We start from the raw sequence: 21,302 nt of genomic DNA, 5'->3' as shown, positions 1-21,302 counted from the left end.
TGCGCACCGCCCGCAAGGCCGCGCGTGCTCTCGACGTGTCGCTACAGGAGCTTCTGGTCCAAGCCGGAGTCCTCACCGAGGACGAGGCTGCGCCGCAGACCCGGCCAGCGGACCCCACCGCCCTGACCGACACGGCCCTGCTCGGCGAGCTGGCCCGCCGCCTCGCAGAGCGGCATACACAGGGCCATGTAGGCCACCTGGGCGAGGCCGAGACGCGTCGGCGACCATCCCCCGAACAGCCGAGTGACCGAAAGGTGCTTGAGGACTCTACTACCGTGAGGGCAGCGTTCCGGCCGCCACAGCGGCGGACGCGAGACGTCCAGGAAGAGCAGTGGGAGTGGGGAGACGCATAGGCGGTGACCTCCCCGAGGTCACCGGGGGGTGCCATCCGTGTCGTGCGTTCCACCCATCGCCTGCACCCGCGGGCACCCCCCGTACGACCCCGTGGCACACGCCCGACGCCTCGGACTGACCATCGTGCAGTCCCACGCCGTCGACGGCTGGGGCGACTACCGCGAGGGTGTCATCCGGCTGCACCCCGCCCTGACCACCGTCGAGCGCCGCGTCACCATCGCGCATGAGATTGTGCACCACGAGCGCGGGGACGACGGCGCCTACTGCACCTCGTGGCACGAGCGGCGTGGCGAGCTGCGGGTGCACGAGTGCGCGGCGGCGCGGCTGCTCCCGGTGTGCGCGCTCGCGTACGCGGTGCGGGTGGTCGGCGACGAGGGGCCGTCGTCGAGGCCGGCGCTCGCCGACGTGCTCGACGTCGACCAGTACACGCTCAGCGTTCGCCTCGACCATCTGACAGCGGCGGACCACGCCTACATCCGGAGTGCGGTGCGGCGCGCCGGGCTGTGGCACCGCGCCCTGTGAACTTCCCACCAAGGTGTTTCGTGCCCGAAACAGGAAACGTGAGGTGAAATGAAGAAAACGATCCTTTCGCGCGATGTACTGAAGCGCCGCCCGAGGGCGGTGCTATACATGAGACAGTCCCTCGAAAAAGAGGAAACCATTTCTGACGAAATTCAGGAGGCGGCCGACCGCGCATACTGCGCTCGACAGGGCTACGAAGTTGTTCATGTCGTCTGGGAGCAGCACACTGGGCGCATCTGGCACAAACGAAAAGGCGTGCAGGAGGCAATGGCGTGGCTCCGCGAGGGGCGTGCAGACGTCATTGTCCTGTGGCAATGGAACCGTTTGTCGCGACGGCGGCGACATTGGATTCTCGCTGAGACGCAGGCCGAGGAAGTCGGAGGGCGCATTGAGGCGGCAACCGAAGAGGTCGACCTGAAAACCGCTTCCGGTCGATTTAATCGAAATATTCACATCGATTTCGCGGAATATCAGTCTGACCAGATTGGGGAGGTGTGGAAAGAAACGCATGCCGTGCGTCGCGCGCGCGGTTTACCGGCGACGGGCCGTAGTAGATACGGGTACAACTGGATTCGTGTACCCGGAGAGCCGGAGCGGTACGAGATCCGCGACGACCAGGCGCAAGTGCTCAAATGGGCATACCAGTCGATCATCGACGGAATGGGTTTTTCGGCCGTATGTCGAGACCTCAATGCACGCGGCATATCTAACACCTACGGCCGCCCGTGGATACCGAGAACGCTCACCCTCACGCTCGATTCCGGGTTCGCGGCCGGCCTTCTTGTCCGCGTGCCTGTCGATGCAGAAGGGGAAAGGATACACCAGCCCTTTCGCGAGCTGGTTTGGGATGTAGGTGCGCAGCCGCGAATCATTGACCCAGAGATGTGGGAGGCGTACCGGACTGCCCGAATGGCAGCGGCTCTGGAGCCACCTCGTACCCGTGAGGCGCGGTATGTCCTGTCAGGACTGGTGCGATGCGGTGACTGCGGATACGCCATGACCCGCTCAACAAGCAACACCTACGGGTCAATGCGCTGCCGCGAGGCCATACTGCGCGGCCTCGGGGTGCGGGTGAGTCTGAGCGAGCGTAAGATCATCCGCGCTATCCTGGCGTGGCTGGCCGAGATCGCCGATGAGGTGAGCGCCGAGGCCGACCGGCTCCGCGACGTCCAGGCCCTCGCAGTCGACGCAGAGTCCACGCGCACAGCGGCTCTGCGAAACCTCGCCAGCATCGACCGGCAGATGATGACCCTCACCCGACAGCACATCGCCGAGGTCATCCCCGAGGCCGTGTACATCGAGCTGCGTGACCACCTGCTGGCGGAGCGAACTGCGGCCGAGCTGCGCCTGGCCGAGGCCGAGCAGGCCGTGGAGCGCAGCGCCGAGGGCGCGGCGCAGGCAGTCACGGCGGCCCGTGGTCTGCTGGAAGAGTGGGAGACCCTCGCGGTGCCGCGTCGGCGAGCGGTGCTCCGACGGCTGATCCGCACGATCTGGGTGATCCCTGCTGCGGAGCCTGGCGGCGAGGCGCAGGTGCGGATCGAACCGGTGTGGGCACCCAAGTCCGCATCGGGCCCAGTCGGTCCAGTCGGTGGTTAAAGAACACAGATGGAGAGCTGAGTGAGCACGTTGCGCGCACCATGGGTGCGGATCACGGCCACGGCCGCGTCCTTCGCGCTGGCGGTCACGCTGATCGCGGTCGCCCTGCCGGAGATCGTCGGGGTGAGCTGGGAGACGATCGCCCAGCAGTTCACCTCGATGAGCGTGCCGATGGCGCTGTGGCTGGTCGTGCTCTGGTTCGCCGGGTTGTGGGCGTACACCTACGTGCTCACCGGCTCGCTGCCGGGCCTGACCAACGCGCAGGCGTTGACCATGAACGCCGTGGGCAGCGCGGTGAGCAACCTGCTGCCCTTCGGCGGGGCGGCCGGCGTGGCCGTGACCTTCGCCATGGCCGGCACCTGGGGGCACCGCAGGCGGGCGATCGCCATCTCCACCGTGGTCAGCGGCGTGTGGAACATGCTCTCCCGGCTGGCGCTGCCGGCGGTGGGCCTGCTCGCGTTGATCGTCTCCGGGCACCTGCCCGACCGCCGGCTCACCGTGGCGGCCGGGGTGGCCGTGGGCACGCTGGTCGCCGGGCTCGGGGTGCTGGTGGCCGTGCTGGTCTCGGACGCGGCCAGCCGCCGCATCGGCGGGTTGCTGGAGCGCTGCGCGCGCGTGCTGCCGTCGCGGTGGCGGCCGGCCCCCGGCCGGATCGTCGACGCGTTGCACAAGACGCGCCACGACACGGTCGACCTGATGCGCACCGCGTGGCTCCAGCTCAGCCTCGGCATGCTCGCCTACCTGGGGCTCCAGGGCGTGCTCTTCTGGTGGTGCCTGGAGGCCACGAACGCCGTCGTCGCGTTCGGCCCCGCCGTGGCCGCCTTCGCGCTGGGCCGGCTGCTCACCACCGCCGTGATCACGCCGAGCGGCGTCGGCGTCAGCGAGAACGGCACGGCCGCCCTGCTGGTCGCGTTCGGCTCGGCCCCCGGGCCGGTGGCCGCCGCCGTCCTGCTGTTCTCGTTCTTCACCTACGCCATCGAGATCCCGTTCGGCGGCGTGGCCTGGCTCGCCTGGCTGGGCGCGCGTCGGCGCGGACGACTGGCCGCCGCCCAGCGGTGAGGCGGGTGCGGCCGGCTCCGCTCAGGACCGGATGATCTTCGCGGCGACCTCGCCCGCCCACTTCTCGGGCAGGTCCCCCAGCGCTCCCGCGACGCGTTCGGCCAGCTCCCGTCGGCGTCGCATCGTGAACGCGAACAGCTCCGCGACGGTGACGCCGTGGGCGGGCCGGTCCAGCACGCGGACCTCGTCGCCCGCCGAGACCAGCCCCGGGGTCTCGACCGCCAGGTACGCGCCGGGTCGCCCGCGCTCGGTGAACCGGCGGACGAACTGGTGGGCGCCCCAGAAGCCGGCGAAGACCCGGCACGGCGTGCGCGGGCCGGTCACCCGGAGCACGGAGGAGCCCACGGACCAGCGTTCGCCGATCACGGCGTCGTCGCAGCCGACGCCCCGCAGGGTGAGGTTCTCGCCGGCGTTGCCCTGGCGCAGGTCCATGCCCAGCTCCTGGCTCCAGAACGCCAGCTCGTCCTCGTCGTAGGCGTACGCCGCCTGGTACCACGCGCCGTGGTCCCTCCGGTCGCACACGGTGTCGCCCGCGACGCCGTGGGACGTGAACCGGACCGGGCCGTCGACGGGATGCTTGTCGATCCCGGTCCGGCCCAACCTCCCGGCCCATGACCCGCTCCGCGCCGTCCGCGCGACGTTCACCGCCACCACCAGCCCCACACCCCCATCGTCCGTCGCCGTCGGGTTCTCGGGGCGGGCGAGGAAGAAGATCACAAGGGCGGTGTTCCGGCGGGCACGACGAGGGGCGGCCGGGAGAACCCGACCGCCCCTCGCGCCGACCTGCCGTCAGATGGCCCATCCGTACTGCCGCGGCCAGCCGGCGTCGCCGTCCAGCAGGAGCGCGGCGCGACGCGGCCAGTACGGGTCGCGCAGCAGCTCGCGCCCGAGCAGCACGACGTCGGCCTGCCCCGTGGCCACGACCTGCTCGGCCTCCTTGGGGTCGGTGATCAGCCCGACCGCGCCCACGGGCAGGCCGACCCGCTCCCGCACCATGGTGGCGAACGGCGTCTGGTAGTGGGGGCCGACCGGGATGCGGGCGTCCGGCGCGATGCCGCCGGTGGAGGTGTCGAGCAGGTCGACGCCGTGCGCCTGGAGCCGCTCGGCCAGCCGCACCGTGTCCTCCCCGGTCCAGCCCTCGCGCCCGTCGTCCTCGTTCTCGCTGAGCCAGTCGGTGGCCGAGACGCGGAACAGCACCGGGAGGTCCTCCGGCCACACCCCGCGCACCGCGTCGACGACCTCCAGCGGGAACCGGACGCGGTTGTCGAACGACCCGCCGTACTCGTCCGTGCGGTGGTTGCTGTGCGGGGAGAGGAAGGAGTGGATCAGGTAGCCGTGGGCGCCGTGCAGCTCGACGACCTTGAAGCCGGCGTCGAGGGCCCGGCGGGCGGCGGCGCGGAAGTCGGCCACGACCCTAACGATCCCGTCCCGGTCCAGCTCGTCCGGCGTCGGGAAGGAGCCGTACGGCACCGCGCTGGGCGCGACCGTCCGCCACCCGCCCTCCTCGGGGCGCAGCGCGGAACCCCCGTCGTCCCACGGCGCGCGGGTGGACGCCTTGCGGCCGGCGTGCCCGAGCTGGATGCCGGGGACGACGCCGTGGGACTCCAGCATCGCCGCCACCGCGCGGAGGGCGTCCCGCTGCGTGTCGTTCCACAGCCCCAGGTCGCCGGGGGTGATCCTGCCCTCGGGGCTGACGGCCGTCGCCTCGACCATGGCCAGCCCGACGCCGCCCACGGCCCGGCTCGCCAGGTGCGCGAGGTGCCAGTCGTGGGGCACCCCGGCCATCGGGCCGTCGTGGGCGGCCGAGTACTGGCACATCGGCGACATCCAGACCCGGTTGGGGATGGTGAGGTCGCGCAGCGTGATCGGCTCGAACAACGCGCTCATCGGGCTTCCTCCGATCCGGGAGTCATCGTCGGCGACCGACGGTAGCAGAAGATCATGCACGTGCATAAGTTGCTGAAGCTGCATAACCGCGCAAGAAAGGATCTTCCCGCCGAGTGGATCTTGGGCGCGTCCGGGTCCCGCCCCTAGCGTCGGAGGTCATGAGCGAGCGTGTGGAGCTACCGACGACCGTCAACGGTGAGTGCGTCTTCTGCGCCATCGCGCACGGGCGCGCCGAGGCCAGCGTCGTGCACGACGACGGCGAGCTGCTCGGCATCGTCGACCTGCGCCCGGTGACCACCGGGCACCTCCTGGTGCTCCCCAGGGAGCACGCCGTGGGGCTGGGCGACCTGCCTCCGGACGTCGGCGCACGGATGTTCCGGGTCGCGCAGCGGCTCGCCGGCGCGTTGCGGCGGTCGGAGCTGCGCTGCGAGGGCGTCAACCTCTTCCTGGCCGACGGCGCCGCCGCGGGGCAGGAGATCCCCCATGTCCACCTGCACGTGTTCCCGAGGCACGCCGGGGACGGTTTCCGGCTCAGCGCCGACCTGAGGGTGCGGCCGCGGGACGAGCTGGACGGGATCGCCTCGGCCGTGCGCGCTGCTCTGAACGGCTAGCCGACGCCAAAAACAACCCGGTTCCGGAAAACAGCCCTTCATGATTTCCCGGAATGACCGCCGATCATGACCCATGTGGGTTTGGAGGGTTTTGTCCACGGGCTGGGTGGGCAGGGTGAAAAGAGGGGAGGGGCGGCCGGTCCGGCCGCCCCTCCCCCTATTCGGACGCGTTCACCCCAGGTCGAATTCACCGGACCTCGTCCCGTGGATGAAGACGTGCCACGTGCTCGCGGAGAACAGCAGACCCTGCCCGCGCGGGTTCTTCGAGTCCCGCAGGGCCACCCCGCCGGGACCGGCCGTCACCTCGACGCAGTTGCCCAGGTTGTCGCTGTAGCTGCTCTTCCGCCAGGAAGCAGGCGGCCGGGAGGATCCCGGCCGCCAGCCGCCGCCATCGGTCACCCATACTCCTTCGCCCTCGCCGCGATGAGCGCGGCGGACTCGTCGGGAGCACACGCTTTCGCCCGCAGGTGCTCCCACACCAAGCAGAAACGCTGGACCTCAGCGCTCTTTTCCGTATACAGGCCGCCGGTGAGGCTGTCCAAGTACACGATGGCGGGATCGGTGGGCGAAGGAAACTCAAGTATCACGAAAGAGCCGGACATCCCCGGGTGCGCGCCTCCCTCGAAGCGCAGCACCTGCAACGTGATATTCGGGTTGCTGGCCTCCTCCAGAAGTCGTTCCAACTGCTCCCGCATCACCGCCGGCCCGCCGACCGGGCGGTGCAGGACGGCCTCGTCGATCAGCGCCCACAGGTGCACGGGCTGCCGCTGCCGGAAGATCTTCTGCCGGTTCATCCGCACCTCGACGCGCCGCTGCACGTCCGAGGGGTCGGCGCCGATGGCCGTGTTCAGCACCGCGCGCGCGTAGTCCTCGGTCTGCATCAGACCGGGAACCAGCAGCGGCTCGAAGGTGCGCATGGCCGAGGCGTCGCTCTCCAGTCCGACGAAGACCTGGAAACTCTCCGGCAACGCGTCCTCGTAGACGTGCCACCAGCCCTTCTGCCGGGCGGCCCTGGCCATGGCGACCAGCGCGTCCGCCTCGCTGCCGTTCACCCCGTAGAAGTCGAGCAGCAGCCGGACGTCGCCGGGGCTGGCCGGCCGCCGCCCCAGCTCGATCCGGCTGATCTTGGAGGGGGAGCAGCCGAGGTGGCGGGCCACCTCCTCGTTGGTGCGGTTGGCGGCTTCCCGCAGTCGGCGTAGCTCCATCGCGAGCCGACGCCGGCGGACGGTGGGGCTCTCGGTCGTCATCGACAACCTCCTGTGCTCATGCGGGGCACCTGATCGGGTTACTTGTCACCCGTTAGCGGCGTGTCTCGCCAGGGATGGCGATGCCACCCATCTGGCGCATGTGCCGCTCGGCAATTGCCAACTACTGTGCGGAGCCATTACGGACAGTGCTGTTTCGTCACGGCGCGCACTCGGACGTTACAGCGCTTCGCTCAGGGCGCCCTGATCGGCCCGACCGTGCGCGGTCGTCGTCGGCCTGGTCACGGCCCCGGTCAGGGGGACTGTTCACTCATGGCGTGGAGCTACTGGCACCGGGTTGAGCTGTACCGCGTCGTGCGGGGGCAGCGGGTCCTCGAACACGTCGAGGAGATCGACGACCACGGTCCGTACGTGGCCAGGGGCGCGAAGGAGTACGCGCTCACCGTCGCCGAGGACTACCTGGGCCGATGGGGGCGGCCGGCGGGCCGGCGACTCGTCGCGGTCTGGCGGCTCGACGAGGGGCGCAAGACCAAGAGGCTGTGTGAGGTGGAGCTGAACTGGGCCGGTGTGGCCCCCTCGGCCCCGACCGGGACCGAGACCGGTCGGCGGGGCAGGAACGAGACCTCCGTGATCGTGACCATCGGCGTCTGAGCGCGCGCCCCCGCGCGCGCCTCCTCCGCCCTCCTTCGGAGCGCCTCCCGGCGCCCCCGCGGCCCGTCGCCGCCGAGCACGACCCCCCGGTGCTCGCGGCGGCGGGCCGTTCGTGTTTTCCGTGTGTCCCGCGCCAGTGGCGTCGCACGCCCGTGTTCGATCCGTAACGGTTACTTCCCGTGATCGCTCCGGGCCTCCCGCCCGCCCTCGCCGACCCCGCGCTCGGTCGCGAGGGGTTTGTCGCGGGGGTGGCACAGGCCGGTTGGTTGCCGTGTCCGCCCGTCTGTCCTGGTCCCGTCCGACCGCGTCCGTGGCTGGCGTGTCACCGGGTCGACATGGCATCGTCACCGGGACGAATTAGTCTTCGCTCACAACAAATTCGCCCCGAGCGGCGGGACGGGCCTAGGAATGTCACAGTCTGTGCGGTAGTGTCCGCCACCACTCACCGGATCTGGTGATTGCTGTTCGGTCCTGTTGACAACGTTGTTGACTTTGGGAGGTGGGGTTGGGTGACCGTGCTCGCGGCATCGGATCTACGGCTTGACGCCGGCCCCCTCGACTACGCCCTGCTCGCGTTCTACTTCGTGATCGTCCTGGGCATCGGGTACCTGGCCCGCCGTTCGGTGTCGACCAGCCTCGACTTCTTCCTGTCCGGGCGGTCGCTACCGGCGTGGGTGACCGGGCTGGCGTTCATCTCGGCCAACCTCGGTGCGCTGGAGCTGCTGGGCATGGCCGCCAACGGCGCCCAGTACGGCATCCCGACCGTGCACTACTACTGGATCGGCGCCATCCCGGCCATGGTCTTCCTCGGCCTGGTGATGATGCCGTTCTACTACGGCTCCAAGGTCCGCAGCGTTCCCGAGTTCCTGCGGCGGCGCTTCGGCAAGGGCGCGCACCTGGTCAACGCGATCAGCTTCGCCTGCGCCCAGGTCCTCATCGCCGGCGTCAACCTCTACGCCCTGGCGCTGCTGCTCAACCTGATGCTCGGCTGGCCGATCCCGCTGTCGATCGTGATCGCCGCGCTGGTCGTGCTCGCCTACACCACGCTGGGCGGGCTGTCCGCCGCCATCTACAACGAGGTGCTCCAGTTCTTCGTGATCGTCGCCGCGCTGCTGCCGGTGACCATCGTGGGCCTGGTCAAGGTGGGCGGCTGGAGCGGCCTGGTCGACAAGATCACCAACTCCCCCGGCGGGGGCGAGCAGCTCTCCGCGTGGCCGGCGACCGACCTCACGGGCCTGGGCAACGCCACCATGAGCGTCATCGGCCTCGTCTTCGGTCTCGGCTTCGTGCTGTCCTTCGGCTACTGGACGACCAACTTCGCCGAGGTGCAGCGGGCCATGTCGGCCAAGAGCATGTCCGCCGCCATGCGCACCCCGATCATCGGCGCGTACCCGAAGGCGCTGATCCCGGCCATCGTGATCATCCCCGGCATGATCGCCGCGGTCGCGGTGCCGCAGATGGCCGCGCTCAAGGCCGGGCACGGTGAGGCGGGGCTGGAGTTCAACCACGCGCTGCCGCTGCTCATCAGGGACCTGCTGCCCAACGGCGTGCTCGGCGTGGCGATCACCGGCCTGCTGGCCTCGTTCATGGCCGGCGTCGCGGCCAACGTCAGCTCCTTCAACACGGTCTTCACCTACGACCTGTGGCAGGACTACGTCGTCAAGGACAAGCCGGACGAGTACTACCTGCGGGTCGGCCGGTGGGCGACCGCGGCCGGCGTGCTGGTGGCGATCGGCACCGCGTTCATCGCCTCCGGCTACGGCAACATCATGGACTACATCCAGGCGTTGTTCTCCTTCTTCAACGCCCCGCTGTTCGCCACCTTCATCCTCGGCATGTTCTGGCGGCGGATGACCCCGGCGGCCGGCTGGAGCGGCCTGGTCGCCGGCACCCTCGGCGCGGTCGCGGTGTTCGTCCTGAACGAGGTGGGCGTGCTGAGCCTGCCCGGCCAGGGCGCCAGCTTCCTCGGCGCGGGCGTGGCGTTCGTGCTCGACATCGCGGTGAGCGTGGTCGTCAGCCTGGCGACCCGGCCGAAGCCGGAGGCGGAGCTGGTCGGCTTCGTCTACGGCCTGACGCCGAAGGAGCAGCGCACGCACTCCACGCACGGCGAGGACGCGGGCTGGTACCGCTCGCCCTACCTGCTGGCCGGCGGCGTGCTCGTGCTGACCCTCGTGCTCAACATCATCTTCGCCTGAGGGAGGAGGACGACGTGACCGACCGGACCGCCACCCCGACCGCCCCGCGCCGGGCCGGCCTGTTCGACCTGCGCTGGATCATCGGGTTCCTGTTCGCCGTCTACGGCGTGGTCCTCACCGTGCTGGGACTCGGGTTCACCACCGACGCCGACATCAGCAAGTCGGCAGGGGTGAACATCAACCTGTGGAGCGGGCTGGCCATGCTGGCCACGGCGGTGGTCTTCGGCCTGTGGGCCGGGTTGCGCCCGCTCGCCGTGCCCGCGGCCGCGCCCGCCGAGGAGCTGCCGGAGCCCCCGCCGGGCATCGACGGCCACCACTGACGACCGTCTCCGCCGACAGGAGCGCGGCACGTGACACGGCGCCCGTGCGCCGTCCCTCGGGAGGGGGCGGCACACGGGCGCCGTGGTTCATGCGGGGTTGTTCGTCCCTGCGACTGCCGCGATCCGCTCGGCTCCGCCCTTCCTGACGGAAAAGGAACCAGGTCGCGGCTCACGCCCTCCACCAGGTCCGGCGGCCTGCGGGGCGTATGCGACAGCGCCCGTGCGCCGTCCCGAGAGGGAGTGGCGCACGGGCGCTGTGTGTTCTCGCTGGTGCTGTCAGTGGCGGCGGCCGCGGTGGGGGAAGACCGGGTTGAAGGCTTCCAACGTCCACGCGTCGAGACGGCGGACGGCCCTGGCCACGGCGCCACGCAGCGGGGCTCGGTGCTGACGGGCACGACGGGTCTGGTCGCTCGTCACAGGCGGTGCTCCTCGGTGCTCGAACCGGATGTGTCGGGCCCCGTTGCCCTCACCAGTACCAGCGTGTTGATCTTCTGGATCGTTCCCGTTCCGGAGCGTGACTCCGACCACGCCGCCGGTATCGGCCATCTGGGGTAATCGCCCGTTCTGCCTCCGGACACGGTCGCGGCTCGCTACGGTGCTCGTCGTGCCCCGCTCGACCCGCTCCGCGTCGCTCGCCGTCGTCCTGACCGCCGCCGCCGTCGTCCTCGCCGGCTGCGGCTCGTCCGAGGACCTGGCCAAGGTCACCTACCCGCGCAGCACCGTGCCCGCCGCCGGCGCCGCGAACACCACGGGAACGACGCCGAACCTGCCGGAGGGGCCGGTCGAGCCCGCCTTCGCGCTGGACAAGCTCCGCGCGATCGACCCGTGCAAGCTGCTGGACAAGGAGTTCCTCAGCCAGCTCGGCACGCCCAACGAGCCGACGCTGGGCGGCTACAGCAAGTGCTCGAACTACATGAAGGACAAGGCCGGCAAGAAGCTGAGCGTGTCCATGACGATCGGCGAGTCGCTGCTGGGGGTCAAGACCAACGCCGAGGTGGCCGGCCTGCACGCCCACGTCGACGGCGAGTCGATCGGGAAGACCTGCTTCGTCAAGGCCGTCACCCAGGGCGGCAAGATGCCCATGGGCCTGACGTTCCAGATCGGCGTCGACGAGGGCGACGCCTGCGCGCCAGGGCGCCGGATCGTGGAGTACGTCGTCGAGCGCGTCCGCAAGCAGCCCCCGCAGCGCGCGGCCGAGCCGGGCACCCTGGCCACGATCGAGCCGTGCTCGCTGCTCGACCAGGCGGGCAGGGCCGAGGCGCTGGGCGGGGAGACCACCGAGCGACGCAACGGCCTGAACGAGTGCACCTGGTCGGCGTCGGGGATGGAGGTCTCGGTCAACCTCCTCCTCACCTCGGCCGGCTTCGGCGACACGGGCGACCCCGTGGACGTGAACGGTGTGAAGGCGAAGCAGCGCAAGAAGGACACCAGTGTGTACCCCTCCTGCCAGATCTTCTGGGAGCACCGGAAGACGGCGGGCAACCGCGCCGAGACGGTCCGCGTTGAGATGCAGAACATCAAGAAGGCGAACGTCGACCCGTGCGCGAAGGCCATCGGCGCGGCGAAGGCGATGTTGCCGAAGCTGCCGAAGGGCTGACGTCCGGCGGAGCCCGGGGCGATGGCCTTGATCGTGGACCGGCCGCGGCACCCGACATGGCTGCCGGAGGGCGCGATGCGTTGGTTAGCCAGACTCGGGACCGTCTAGCTCGTGGCTCGGGTTTCCTCGCTGACCCAGGCCAGGTCGCTCCGGCCGTGAGGGCGGGCAGGGAGCGGCTCGGTGGACAGCGGCGTCGGGTGGGCGCCTCGCGGGGTAACCCGCGCGCTGCTGGAAGCGCGGCGCGCGCGAAATGTGCGCCCCACCTCTTCCCTCCTGCTTTACGCTTCAGTAACCCGTCCGCCGGCCCCGAGGGAGGCGCGTCGATGAGCCCCACGGCACAGGGACGAACGGTGATCCGCGGCGACACGGCGGACGAGGACGGGACGGACACCTTCGTCTCGATCGATCCCCGGACGGGAGAGGTCGTGGGGACCCATCCCGTCCACGGTCCGGCCAAGGTCGCGGCGACGGTCCGCGCGGCACGCCCCGCCGGCGCCTGGTGGGCCGGCCTCGGCTTCGCGGAGCGCGCCCGCCGGTTGACCGCGTGGCGCCGCCTGCTGGTCGGCCGCCTCGACGAGTTCGCCGCGCTGATCTGCGCCGAGACCGGCAAACCGCTGGACGACGCGCGGTTGGAGCTGGTCATGGTGGTCGACCACCTGCACTGGGCGGCGCACAACGCCGAGCGGGTGCTGGGTCGGCGGCGCGTCCCCACCGGCCTGTTGATGTACAACCACGTGGCGACCCTGGAGTACCTGCCGCTGGGCGTGGTCGGGGTCATCGGTCCGTGGAACTACCCGGCGTTCACGCCGATGGGCTCGATCGCCTACGCCCTCGCCGCCGGCAACGCCGTGGTGTTCAAACCGAGCGAGCTGACGCCGGGCGTGGGGGAGTGGCTGGCCGCCTCGTTCGCCGAGGTGGTGCCGGAACACCCGGTGTTCACCGTGGTCACCGGCTTCGGCGACACCGGGGCCGCGCTGTGCCGGTCCGGTGTGGACAAGGTCGCGTTCACCGGCTCGACCGCGACGGGCCGACGCGTGATGGCGACGTGCGCGGAGACCCTGACGCCCGTGCTGGTCGAGTGCGGCGGCAAGGACGCGTTGATCGTGGACGGGGACGCCGACCTCGACGCGGCGGCCGACGCGGCGTTGTGGGGCGCGATGTCCAACGCCGGCCAGACCTGCGTGGGCGTCGAGCGGGTGTATGTGGTGGAGCCGGTGGCCGACCGGTTCGTGGAGTTGTTGGTGGCCAAGGCGGCCGGGCTGCGGCCCGGCGGCGAGCCGGGGGCCGACCTCGGCCCGATCACGATGCCGGCGCAGGTGGACGTGATCCGGCGGCACGTCCGCGAGGCGTTGGACCGGGGCGCGCGGGCCGTGGTGGGCGGCCGGGACTCGGTGCGCCCGCCCTATGTCGAGCCCGTGGTGCTGGTCGACGTGCCCGAGGACGCCCCCGCCGTCGCGGAGGAGACCTTCGGTCCCGTGGTGGTCGTCAACCGGGTGTCCGATGTGGACGAGGCGGTGCGGAGGGCGAACGGCACCGGCTACGGACTGGGCGGCGCGGTGTTCTCCCGTGCCAGGGGCGCCGAGCTGGCGCGCCGGCTCAGGGCCGGGATGGTGGCGGTGAACTCCGTGCTGTCGTTCGTGGCCGTGCCCGCGTTGCCGTTCGGCGGGGTCGGCGACTCGGGTTTCGGCCGCATCCACGGGGACGACGGCCTGCGGGAGTTCACCAGGGCGCAGGCCGTGACCCGCCGTCGGTTCGCGGCGCTCCTGCACCCCATGACGTTCGACCGGGGCTCGCGCACGGTGCGCCGCCTGGTGCGCCTCATCCGACTCCGCTACGGCCGCTGACAACACCGGGAGGGCACGCGCGCGTGCCCTCCCGGCCGGTTGTTCGTCGGGGCTCAGCTCTGGGTGAGCCGCTTCTCGAGATCGTCGAGGACGGAGTTCGCGGCGAGCAGGCCGAGGCCGAGGAACCAGGTCTCGTCGGCGACCTTCTGCGCGTGACCCGCCTTCACCGCGCCGAGCTGGCTCCACAGTGGACCGGCGAGCGCGGCGTCCATCCCGGTCTTGGTGGGATCGCCGTAGCTGCCCACGAAGATCCAGTCCGCGTCGGCCATGGACAGGTTCTCGGTGCTGATCTCCACCGCCAGGTCGTCCACCCGCTGCTTCTCGGGTCGGGGAAGGCCGGCGTCGTTGAGGATGGTGCCGACGAAGGACTTGGCGGCGTAGAGCCGGACCTTGTTCGTCATGAAGCGCAGCATCGAGATGGACGGCCGGTGGCCCAGCTTCTGCTCGACGCGCTGACCGACCTCCTTGGCGTGCCGCTCGTAGTCGGCGATGAGCCGGTCGGCGTCGGCGGAGCGGTCCAGCGCGGCCGCGTTCACCCGGAAGTTTTCCTTCCAGGTGAAGCCGGGCCGCAGGGTGAAGACCGTCGGGGCGATCGCGGCCAGCTTGTCGTACTGCGCGTCCAGCCGCAGCACCGAGCCCAGGATCAGGTCGGGGCGCAGGTTCTGGATCGCCTCGAAGTTCAGGTTGTTGTTGGTCCCGACGGTGACCGGCTGGCCACCCCGGTCGCCCACGTAGGACGGCATCGTCGGCGAGCCCTCGGTGTAGGCGACGCCGACGGGCTGGACGCCGAGCGCGACGACGTTGTCCAGCTCACCGGTGTCGAGCACGACGACCCGCTCCGGCCTCCTCTCCAGCCGGGTCTCGCCCTTGGCGTGCCGGATGGTCCTGGGGAACTCGCCGGGCTTGGCCGCGGTGCCGAACTCCGCGGTCCGCTTGTCGGCGTCCCGGAAGCCGTCCTTGCCCTGGGCGACCTGGGGCTGGCTCTGCGGCGGCCGCTGCTCGCCCCCGCCACACGCGGCGAGGGACAACACGGCCGAGGCGGCCACCACGGCGGCCGCCCGTCTGATCCAACGGGACACTCGTCACTCCTCCTCGGGCCCCCGGCCGCTCCTCCCCCGCGACCAGCGGCTTCACTCCCTTAGGTGAGCCTAACCTCCGGTCCTGGGTGGACGGACCGCCGGGGACCGGCGGGCGCCGGGGAGCGCTTGGAGGCCGGCCCCGGCTGGGGTAGGAAGGGCGCACGCGTGTTCGCCGGCTGCTCGGCAAGGAGACCCGCCGTGAAGAAGATCATCAACGATCCGTCCACCGTGGTGGCCGAGGCGTTGCGCGGCCTGGCCGCCGCCCACGGCGACCTGCTGCGGGTGCACGAGGACCCCGCGTACGTGGCCAGGGCGGACGCGCCGAGGCGCGGCAAGGTCGCGCTCGTCTCCGGAGGGGGCTCCGGCCACGAGCCGTTGCACGGGGGCTTCGTCGGGCTGGGCATGCTCGACGCCGCCTGCCCCGGCGCGGTGTTCACCTCGCCGACCCCCGACCAGGTGCAGGCCGCGGTCGAGGCGGTGCACGGCGACGCCGGCGTGCTCCTGGTGGTCAAGAACTACACCGGCGACGTGCTGAACTTCGAGACGGCGGCCGAGCTGGCCTCCGCCGAGGGCATCGACGTGCGCACCGTCGTGATCGACGACGACGTGGCGGTCAAGGACTCCACCTACACGGCCGGCCGGCGCGGGGTCGGCGGCACCGTGCTGCTGGAGAAGATCGTCGGCGCCGCGGCGGAACGCGGCGACGACCTCGACGCGTGCGAGGCGCTGGCCCGCCGCGTCGTCGCCAACGTGCGGTCGCTGGGCATGGCGCTCACCGCGTGCACCGTCCCGCACGTCGGCGAGCCGACCTTCACCCTCGCCGAGGACGAGATGGAGATCGGCATCGGCATCCACGGCGAGCCGGGCAGGGCCAGGGTGCCGCTGGAGCCGGCCGACGGGATCGTCCGCCGCCTGGTCGAGGGCGTGGTCGAGGACCTCCCGTTCGTCGAGGGCGACCGGGTCCTGCTGTTCACCAACTCGATGGGCGGCACCCCGCTGGTCGAGCTGTACCTGGCGCACGGCGTGGCCGAGCGGTTGCTCGCCGAGCGGGGGATCAGGGTCGAGCGGAGGCTGGTCGGGCCGTACGTGACCAGCCTGGAGATGCAGGGCATGAGCCTGACCCTGCTGCGGCTGGACGACGAGCTGACGGAGCTGTGGGACGCGCCGGTGCGGACGCCGGCGCTGCGGTGGGGGGTGTGAGCATGACGTGCACGGCGGAGGACCTGGTCCGCGCGCTGCGCGCGGTCGCGGCGGCGGTGGCCGACCACCGCGCCGAGCTGACCGAGCTGGACCGGGTGATCGGGGACGCCGACCACGGGGAGAACCTGCGTCGCGGTTTCCTCGCGGTCGTGACCAAGGTGGACAGCGCCGACCTCGACACGCCCACGGCGGTGCTGAAGGCGGTCGGAACAACGCTGATCTCCACTGTGGGCGGCGCCTCCGGCCCGCTCTACGGCACCGCCTTCCTGAGGGCCGCCAACGCCGTCACTGAGAAGTCCGAAGTGGACGGCCCAGCCGCTGCGGAGGCGTTGCGCGCCGCGCTGGGCGGCGTCGTCGCCAGGGGCAGGGCCGAGATCGGGGACAAGACCATGGTGGACGCGCTGTCGCCCGCCGTGGATGCCGCCGTCGCCGCCGCGGAGGCGGGCGGCGACGTGGCGGCCGTGCTGGCCGCCGCGGCCGAGGCCGCGGACCGGGGCGCGGAGTCCACGACCCCCCTGGTGGCCCGCAAGGGCAGGGCCTCCTACCTCGGCGAGCGCAGCGCCGGCCACCTCGACCCCGGCGCGCGCTCCACCGCGCTGATCCTGCGCGCCCTGGCCTCCTCGGCGGGTGCGCGATGACCGTCGGACTGGTCCTCGTCTCGCACAGCGCGAAGCTCGCGGAGGGGCTGGCCGAGCTGGCCGCCCAGATGGCGCCGGACGTGCCGGTCCTGCCGGTCGGTGGCGCGCCGGACGGCGGCCTCGGCACCGACTACGACGCGGTGGGCGCCGCCGTGGACCGGGCGGACCGAGGCGACGGCGTCGTCCTGCTCTACGACCTCGGCAGCGCGCGGATGACCGCGGAGCTGGTGGTGGAGGGCCTCAACGACCCCCGGCGCGCGCACGTGGTCGAGGCGCCGTTCGTGGAGGGCGCGGTCGCGGCGGCCGTCGCCGCGCAGGGCGGGGCGGACCTGGACGGCGTCGTGGCCGCGGCGGCCACGGCCGCGGGGGAGGCCGGGGGCGTGGCCGGGGGCGTGGCCGGCGGCCCCGAGGCGGAGTTCGCGGCGGGAGCGGCCGCCGTGACGACCGCGCCGACGACGGAGGCCGGGACACCCGAGGCCGGCGGCGACGAGCGGGGTCCGGGGCTGTCGGCCGAGGTGGTGCTGCGCAACGAGGTCGGCCTGCACGCGCGACCCGCCGCGCTGCTCGCGCGCTCGGTCGCCGACCTCGACGCCGAGGTGGTCGTGGAGTACGCCGGCGCGGCTGTCGACGCGCGCAGCGTGCTCGCGCTGATGGGCCTCAACGCGCGGGGCGGCGACACCGTCACCGTGCGGGCGTGGGGCAGGCAGGCGGACCAGGCCCTCCGGCGGGTCCAGGAACTCGCCGAGCGGCGCTTCGACGAGTAGCCGGAGTAGCCCCGGCACGCCGGAGCCGGGTGGCGAACCTCACCTCGGTCCCGGAGAACGTCGTGGCAGGATCACGGACATTACCGACGCGTAGGGTGACCGGTCGTCGGCGAGTACCCCAACCCTCGACGCAGCGGGAGGAATGGCCTTGGCGCGGGAGATCACAACGGTGGGCGTCGTCGGCCTGGGCACCATGGGTGCCGGCATCGCGGAGGTGTTCGCGCGCAACGGGCTGCGGGTGATCGCGGTCGAGGCGAACGAGAAGGGCGTCGAGCGCGGGCGCGGCCACATCGTGCACTCCACCGAGCGCGCGGTGCGGCGCGGCAAGCTGCACGAGGGCGAGCAGCGCGCCCTGATGGACCGCATCCGCTACAGCACCTCGATGGACGACCTGGCGGAGGCGGACTTCGTGGTCGAGGCCGTCCCGGAGCGCATGGAGCTCAAGGCCAAGGTCTTCGCCGAGCTGGACCGCGTGTGCCGGCCGGACGTCGTGCTCGCCTCCAACACCTCGTCGCTGTCGGTCACCGAGATCGGCGTGCACACCAGCCGACCCGGCAAGGTCGTCGGGATGCACTTCTTCAACCCGGCCCCGGTGCTCAAGCTGGTCGAGGTCGTGCGCACCGTCGTCACCGAGCCGGACGTCGTCGACGACGTCGTGGAGCTGGCCAGGAGGCTCGGCAAGGTCCCGGTGGTGATCAACGACCGCGCGGGGTTCATCGCGAACGCCCTGCTGTTCGGCTACCTGAACCACGCCGTGCGCATGTACGAGTCGCGTTACGCGACGCGCGAGGACCTCGACGCCGCGATGCGGCTGGGCTGCGGCTACCCGATGGGGCCGTTGCAACTGCTGGACCTGATCGGCCTGGACACGGCCTACGAGATCCTCGACACGATGTACCACCAGTCGCGCAACCGGTTGCACGCCCCGGCGCCGCTGCTCAAGCAGATGATCACGGCCGGGCTGCTGGGCAGGAAGACCGGCCGCGGCTTCTACACCTACGACGAGCCCGACTCGCCGGGTGTCGTGCCGGACGTGCACACCCCGAGCGAGGGCGCGCCGGCGGCCGCTCCCGTCACCCGGCCGGTCCAGCGGGTTGGTGTCGTCGGCACCGGCACGATGGCCACCGGCATCGTCGAGGTCTTCGCGAAGGCCGGCTACGACGTCGTGCTGCGGGCCCGCAGCGACGAGAAGGCGGCGGCGGCCCTGGCGGGCGTGCGCCGCTCGCTGGAGAAGGCCGTCGTGCGCGGCAAGCTCGACGACGCGAGCCGGGACGCCGCGCTGGGCCGGATCCAGACCACCGTCCGGTTCGACGACCTCGCCGACTGCGACCTGGTGATCGAGGCGGTCGCCGAGGAGCTCGCGGTCAAGAAGGCCGTGTTCGAGACGCTGGACGAGGTGTGCAAGCCGGGCACCGTGCTGGCCACCACCACCTCCTCGCTGCCGGTGATCGAGTGCGCCGCCGCGACCTCGCGGCCCGGCGACGTCGTCGGGATGCACTTCTTCAACCCCGCGCCGGTGATGAAGCTCGTCGAGGTCGTGCACACCATCGCCACCGACCAGGACGTGGTCGACACCGCGAAGGCCGTGTGCGCCAGCCTCGGCAAGCACCCGGTGTCCTGCGGCGACCGCGCCGGCTTCATCGTGAACGCGTTGCTGTTCCCGTACCTGAACGACGCGGTGAAGATGCTGGAGGCGCACTACGCGTCGGCCGACGACATCGACAACGCGATGAAGGTCGGCTGCGGCATGCCCATGGGGCCGTTCGAGCTGCTCGACGTGGTGGGCCTCGACGTCGCCCTGGCCATCCAGCGCACGCTCTACCTGGAGTTCCGCGAGGCCGGGTTCGCCCCGGCGCCGCTGCTGGAGCACCTGGTCACCGCCGGCCGCCTGGGTCGCAAGACCGGCAAGGGGTTCCGCGACTACACCGCATGACGAGGGAGGGGTGGTGCGGCTCCGGGCGTTCCGGCCGCACCACCCCCGGTCCCCTCGCTCAGAGGTCGACGCCCCGCACGACGTAGCCGCCCTCCTCGATCTTGTAGAACGGCGCGGGCCCCGAGCACCGGGGCGCGCTCTCCTCGAAACCGTTGACGGCCCAGCTCCAACCGACGCGGTCCGCGCGGCCGTTGTCCTGCACGGTGAAGCCGACCCGCCTGCCGACGAGGTTGACCTCCGGGTGCCCCGGCAGGTTGGCGCGCTTGATCACGCCCGTGGTGACCGCGGTGTTCCCGCCGGTCATCAGGCAGTCCACCTCGCCGTCCAACTCGGCGAACAGCGTGCCGTCGGGCAGGTGGTGAGTGACGCGGAACGTGCCACGGCTCGTCGCCGGGTTCCCGTGCGCGTTGATCTCGAACAGCACCCGGTGGTTCTCCGACCCCGGCGTGTGCAGCTTGCCGCCGCCCTTGCCGACCAGGTGCGAATCGGCCGGGGACGCCGCGGGCGCTGCGGGTGCGGGGGGCGTGGCAGGCGCGGCGGGCGCGGGGGTGTGGCAGGCGCGGCGGGCGCGGCGCTGGCGCCGGTCGCGGTGACCGCGACGGCGGAGAGGGCGGCGGTCAGTCCGGTGAGCACGACTCCGGCTCGACGATCGCGCCGCTTCTGAGGACTGGGAATGAGGTCCTCCTCGGATACGGTTCACATCGAAGCCCTCGACTTCGTGGTGCTCGGGTCTCCTGACGCGCTCGGGCGATCGTAGTGACCCGATTGACCACTGTGGACGTTTATCTGTTCAACTGTGGACTGTTTGGGTTCCCGCCTCGGTGTGTTCCCTACTCTCGTTGTCACCGCACGCCGCCACCTCCCGTTGGCGATGGTTTCCTCTCGTCCCAGGGAGGGAGCGCGCTCGCTCCACAGAGGGAGATCGGCGGAGTGGAGCGAGACGGGCGCCAGAGCACGCGGTGGTCGCGCTGGTGGGTCCTCTCCCCGGCGGTCGCGTTACCCGCCGGCTCCCTGCCGGTCGTGTTACCGGCCGCTGTCGAGGTGGTGGGCGGCGGCAGTCCGATGCGACTGGCTGTCAGGAGGACAACCTTTCACTGAACCACACCCAGGGAATCCTCTGGTGATGTTCACCCTTTCGGGCTCGGAGTTATCCACATGCCCGAAAGTTGTCCACAGCCGGCCTTGTTCGGGTTTTTCCCGCCCGGCTCGGGCGATAGGCTGGTCGCGGGGCTCGCCCCCCGGGCGGGAGGGGGCTGACACTAGGGCCAGAGATTCGCGGGGTCGAACGTCACGGGAACGGGCGCGGCGGTGATGGTCACGCTGGTTCCTGGGACGGCGGTGACGTCCTCGACGTACCGCTCGCCGTCGAGCCGGTGGGCCACCACGGTGGGCGCGGAGGGGAACCGTTCCTGGTGCACCGTCCAGAAGAAGGGGATTCCCGCCTCCGCGTAGCCGGTCCGCTTGTCCTCGCGTTCACGCCGGCTGTCGCCAGGAGACCAGATCTCCACCGCCAGGAGCAGGTTCTCCGGCTTCAGGACCCCGCCGATCGGCTTGGTGTCGATCACGGCGACGTCGGGGATGAACGCGTTCCGGCGTTCCGCGCTGATCTCGACGCCGATCGCGGTCACCGCGAAGAGATCCGAGCGGCCGGCCTCGCGGATCGCGACGGTCAGCTCCATCTGGAGCAAGTCCCCGATGGTGCAGGGCGGGAGGGGGCGACGCGGAGAACTCTCCGAAGATCAGCTCGACGCGGGAGCCGTCCGGGCGCGGGTCGAGTCCCAGCCAGTCCTTCACGTGAAGGGCCCGAGCGGGTCGTGCGGAGCGGCGCTCACGTGCTCACCCCCGGA

Annotated in this window: 22 protein-coding genes; 13 read left to right on the top strand and 9 right to left on the bottom strand. The window is 71.3% G+C overall.

All coding sequences use genetic code 11. The annotated features are described in order from the left end of the window. Window positions 1–41: 41 nt before the first annotated feature. A complete protein-coding gene (locus LX15_RS23945) occupies window positions 42–188 on the bottom strand; it encodes a hypothetical protein (protein ID WP_253671895.1) in 147 nt (48 codons plus the stop codon). A gap of 256 nt (window positions 189–444) precedes the next feature. On the opposite strand from LX15_RS23945, the gene LX15_RS23940 reads away from it, so the two are divergent. From LX15_RS23940 to LX15_RS23930, 3 genes are read left to right on the top strand one after another with little or no spacing between them, the layout of a single operon-like run. Continuing rightward, window positions 445–876: an ImmA/IrrE family metallo-endopeptidase gene (locus LX15_RS23940; protein ID WP_253671894.1), complete on the top strand. Its 432-nt coding sequence runs from the start codon at window positions 445–447 to the stop codon at window positions 874–876. A gap of 48 nt (window positions 877–924) precedes the next feature. Continuing rightward, window positions 925–2,472, top strand: coding sequence for a recombinase family protein (locus tag LX15_RS23935; RefSeq protein ID WP_253671893.1), 1,548 nt, complete (start codon window positions 925–927; stop codon window positions 2,470–2,472). Window positions 2,473–2,493: 21 nt separating this feature from the next. Beyond that, a complete protein-coding gene (locus tag LX15_RS23930; protein WP_253671892.1) occupies window positions 2,494–3,531 on the top strand; it encodes a lysylphosphatidylglycerol synthase transmembrane domain-containing protein in 1,038 nt (345 codons plus the stop codon). Window positions 3,532–3,552: 21 nt separating this feature from the next. Here LX15_RS23930 and LX15_RS23925 read toward each other — a convergent pair whose 3' ends face one another. Both LX15_RS23925 and LX15_RS23920 read right to left on the bottom strand, forming a co-directional pair. Beyond that, entirely contained in the window at window positions 3,553–4,194 is a 642-nt protein-coding gene (locus LX15_RS23925; protein ID WP_253671891.1) for an MOSC domain-containing protein, read from the bottom strand. A gap of 126 nt (window positions 4,195–4,320) precedes the next feature. Further along, window positions 4,321–5,418 (bottom strand): NADH:flavin oxidoreductase/NADH oxidase, encoded by a 1,098-nt coding sequence (locus tag LX15_RS23920; RefSeq protein ID WP_253671890.1) that lies wholly within the window; start codon window positions 5,416–5,418, stop codon window positions 4,321–4,323. Between the two features lie 158 nt (window positions 5,419–5,576). On the opposite strand from LX15_RS23920, the gene LX15_RS23915 reads away from it, so the two are divergent. After that, window positions 5,577–6,029 carry an HIT family protein gene (locus tag LX15_RS23915; RefSeq protein ID WP_253671889.1) on the top strand — a complete coding sequence of 151 codons (453 nt, stop codon included), beginning with the start codon at window positions 5,577–5,579 and terminating at the stop codon, window positions 6,027–6,029. Between the two features lie 171 nt (window positions 6,030–6,200). Here the strand turns inward: LX15_RS23915 and LX15_RS23910 are convergent, their stop codons facing one another. Then, entirely contained in the window at window positions 6,201–6,428 is a 228-nt protein-coding gene (locus LX15_RS23910) for a DUF397 domain-containing protein (RefSeq protein ID WP_253671888.1), read from the bottom strand. Continuing rightward, window positions 6,425–7,276: a helix-turn-helix domain-containing protein gene (locus tag LX15_RS23905; protein WP_253671887.1), complete on the bottom strand. Its 852-nt coding sequence runs from the start codon at window positions 7,274–7,276 to the stop codon at window positions 6,425–6,427. Before LX15_RS23905 ends, LX15_RS23910 begins: the two co-directional genes overlap by 4 nt. A gap of 270 nt (window positions 7,277–7,546) precedes the next feature. On the opposite strand from LX15_RS23905, the gene LX15_RS23900 reads away from it, so the two are divergent. The 3 genes from LX15_RS23900 to LX15_RS23890 all read left to right on the top strand — a co-directional run bounded on the left by LX15_RS23900 (window position 7,547) and on the right by LX15_RS23890 (window position 10,400). Further along, on the top strand, window positions 7,547–7,885 hold the full coding sequence (locus LX15_RS23900) for a hypothetical protein (protein ID WP_253671886.1): 339 nt from the start codon (window positions 7,547–7,549) through the stop codon (window positions 7,883–7,885). A 509-nt stretch (window positions 7,886–8,394) separates the two neighbouring features. Continuing rightward, window positions 8,395–10,080 (top strand): sodium:solute symporter family protein, encoded by a 1,686-nt coding sequence (locus tag LX15_RS23895; protein WP_253671885.1) that lies wholly within the window; start codon window positions 8,395–8,397, stop codon window positions 10,078–10,080. Window positions 10,081–10,094: 14 nt separating this feature from the next. Then, a complete protein-coding gene (locus LX15_RS23890; protein WP_253671884.1) occupies window positions 10,095–10,400 on the top strand; it encodes a hypothetical protein in 306 nt (101 codons plus the stop codon). A gap of 276 nt (window positions 10,401–10,676) precedes the next feature. Here LX15_RS23890 and LX15_RS23885 read toward each other — a convergent pair whose 3' ends face one another. Beyond that, window positions 10,677–10,817, bottom strand: coding sequence for a hypothetical protein (locus LX15_RS23885; RefSeq protein WP_253671883.1), 141 nt, complete (start codon window positions 10,815–10,817; stop codon window positions 10,677–10,679). Window positions 10,818–11,004: 187 nt separating this feature from the next. On the opposite strand from LX15_RS23885, the gene LX15_RS23880 reads away from it, so the two are divergent. Together LX15_RS23880 and LX15_RS23875 are read left to right on the top strand one after the other, a co-directional pair. Beyond that, window positions 11,005–11,997 (top strand): hypothetical protein, encoded by a 993-nt coding sequence (locus tag LX15_RS23880; RefSeq protein ID WP_253671882.1) that lies wholly within the window; start codon window positions 11,005–11,007, stop codon window positions 11,995–11,997. Window positions 11,998–12,320: 323 nt separating this feature from the next. Further along, the gene (locus tag LX15_RS23875) at window positions 12,321–13,841 is read left to right on the top strand and encodes an aldehyde dehydrogenase family protein (RefSeq protein ID WP_253671881.1); all 1,521 of its coding nucleotides are present in this window, start codon (window positions 12,321–12,323) and stop codon (window positions 13,839–13,841) included. Window positions 13,842–13,894: 53 nt separating this feature from the next. Here LX15_RS23875 and LX15_RS23870 read toward each other — a convergent pair whose 3' ends face one another. Then, the gene (locus LX15_RS23870) at window positions 13,895–14,920 is read right to left on the bottom strand and encodes an ABC transporter substrate-binding protein (protein WP_253671880.1); all 1,026 of its coding nucleotides are present in this window, start codon (window positions 14,918–14,920) and stop codon (window positions 13,895–13,897) included. Window positions 14,921–15,118: 198 nt separating this feature from the next. On the opposite strand from LX15_RS23870, the gene dhaK reads away from it, so the two are divergent. The 4 genes from dhaK to LX15_RS23850 all read left to right on the top strand — a co-directional run bounded on the left by dhaK (window position 15,119) and on the right by LX15_RS23850 (window position 19,455). Further along, entirely contained in the window at window positions 15,119–16,120 is a 1,002-nt protein-coding gene (dhaK, locus tag LX15_RS23865) for a dihydroxyacetone kinase subunit DhaK (protein ID WP_253671879.1), read from the top strand. Between the two features lie 2 nt (window positions 16,121–16,122). Beyond that, entirely contained in the window at window positions 16,123–16,758 is a 636-nt protein-coding gene (gene dhaL, locus LX15_RS23860; RefSeq protein WP_253671878.1) for a dihydroxyacetone kinase subunit DhaL, read from the top strand. Further along, window positions 16,755–17,522 carry a dihydroxyacetone kinase phosphoryl donor subunit DhaM gene (gene dhaM, locus LX15_RS23855; protein WP_253671877.1) on the top strand — a complete coding sequence of 256 codons (768 nt, stop codon included), beginning with the start codon at window positions 16,755–16,757 and terminating at the stop codon, window positions 17,520–17,522. The genes dhaL and dhaM overlap by 4 nt, the downstream gene beginning before the upstream one ends. Before the next feature lie 148 nt (window positions 17,523–17,670). After that, on the top strand, window positions 17,671–19,455 hold the full coding sequence (locus LX15_RS23850) for a 3-hydroxyacyl-CoA dehydrogenase family protein (protein ID WP_253671876.1): 1,785 nt from the start codon (window positions 17,671–17,673) through the stop codon (window positions 19,453–19,455). Window positions 19,456–19,513: 58 nt separating this feature from the next. Here the strand turns inward: LX15_RS23850 and LX15_RS23845 are convergent, their stop codons facing one another. Next, the gene (locus LX15_RS23845; protein ID WP_253671875.1) at window positions 19,514–19,879 is read right to left on the bottom strand and encodes a hypothetical protein; all 366 of its coding nucleotides are present in this window, start codon (window positions 19,877–19,879) and stop codon (window positions 19,514–19,516) included. An 835-nt stretch (window positions 19,880–20,714) separates the two neighbouring features. Beyond that, window positions 20,715–21,134 carry a Uma2 family endonuclease gene (locus LX15_RS23840; RefSeq protein WP_253671935.1) on the bottom strand — a complete coding sequence of 140 codons (420 nt, stop codon included), beginning with the start codon at window positions 21,132–21,134 and terminating at the stop codon, window positions 20,715–20,717. Window positions 21,135–21,302: the final 168 nt, after the last annotated feature.

The sequence above is a fragment of the Streptoalloteichus tenebrarius genome (assembly GCF_024171885.1).
GTDB classification, from domain to species: Bacteria; Actinomycetota; Actinomycetes; order Mycobacteriales; family Pseudonocardiaceae; genus Streptoalloteichus; species Streptoalloteichus tenebrarius.
This window is presented reverse-complemented; position numbering and strand designations above follow the sequence as displayed.

What these genes read in the sequence shown, in the direction of transcription:
- LX15_RS23945 (WP_253671895.1), bottom strand. Translation starts at nt 188, where the DNA reads ATGGCCCTGTGTATGCCGCTCTGCGAGGCGGCGGGCCAGCTCGCCGAG.
- LX15_RS23935 (WP_253671893.1), top strand. Translation starts at nt 925, where the DNA reads ATGAAGAAAACGATCCTTTCGCGCGATGTACTGAAGCGCCGCCCGAGG.
- LX15_RS23920 (WP_253671890.1), bottom strand. Translation starts at nt 5,418, where the DNA reads ATGAGCGCGTTGTTCGAGCCGATCACGCTGCGCGACCTCACCATCCCC.
- LX15_RS23915 (WP_253671889.1), top strand. Translation starts at nt 5,577, where the DNA reads ATGAGCGAGCGTGTGGAGCTACCGACGACCGTCAACGGTGAGTGCGTC.
- LX15_RS23905 (WP_253671887.1), bottom strand. Translation starts at nt 7,276, where the DNA reads ATGACGACCGAGAGCCCCACCGTCCGCCGGCGTCGGCTCGCGATGGAG.
- LX15_RS23900 (WP_253671886.1), top strand. Translation starts at nt 7,547, where the DNA reads ATGGCGTGGAGCTACTGGCACCGGGTTGAGCTGTACCGCGTCGTGCGG.
- LX15_RS23875 (WP_253671881.1), top strand. Translation starts at nt 12,321, where the DNA reads ATGAGCCCCACGGCACAGGGACGAACGGTGATCCGCGGCGACACGGCG.
- dhaL (WP_253671878.1), top strand. Translation starts at nt 16,123, where the DNA reads ATGACGTGCACGGCGGAGGACCTGGTCCGCGCGCTGCGCGCGGTCGCG.
- dhaM (WP_253671877.1), top strand. Translation starts at nt 16,755, where the DNA reads ATGACCGTCGGACTGGTCCTCGTCTCGCACAGCGCGAAGCTCGCGGAG.
- LX15_RS23840 (WP_253671935.1), bottom strand. Translation starts at nt 21,134, where the DNA reads ATGGAGCTGACCGTCGCGATCCGCGAGGCCGGCCGCTCGGATCTCTTC.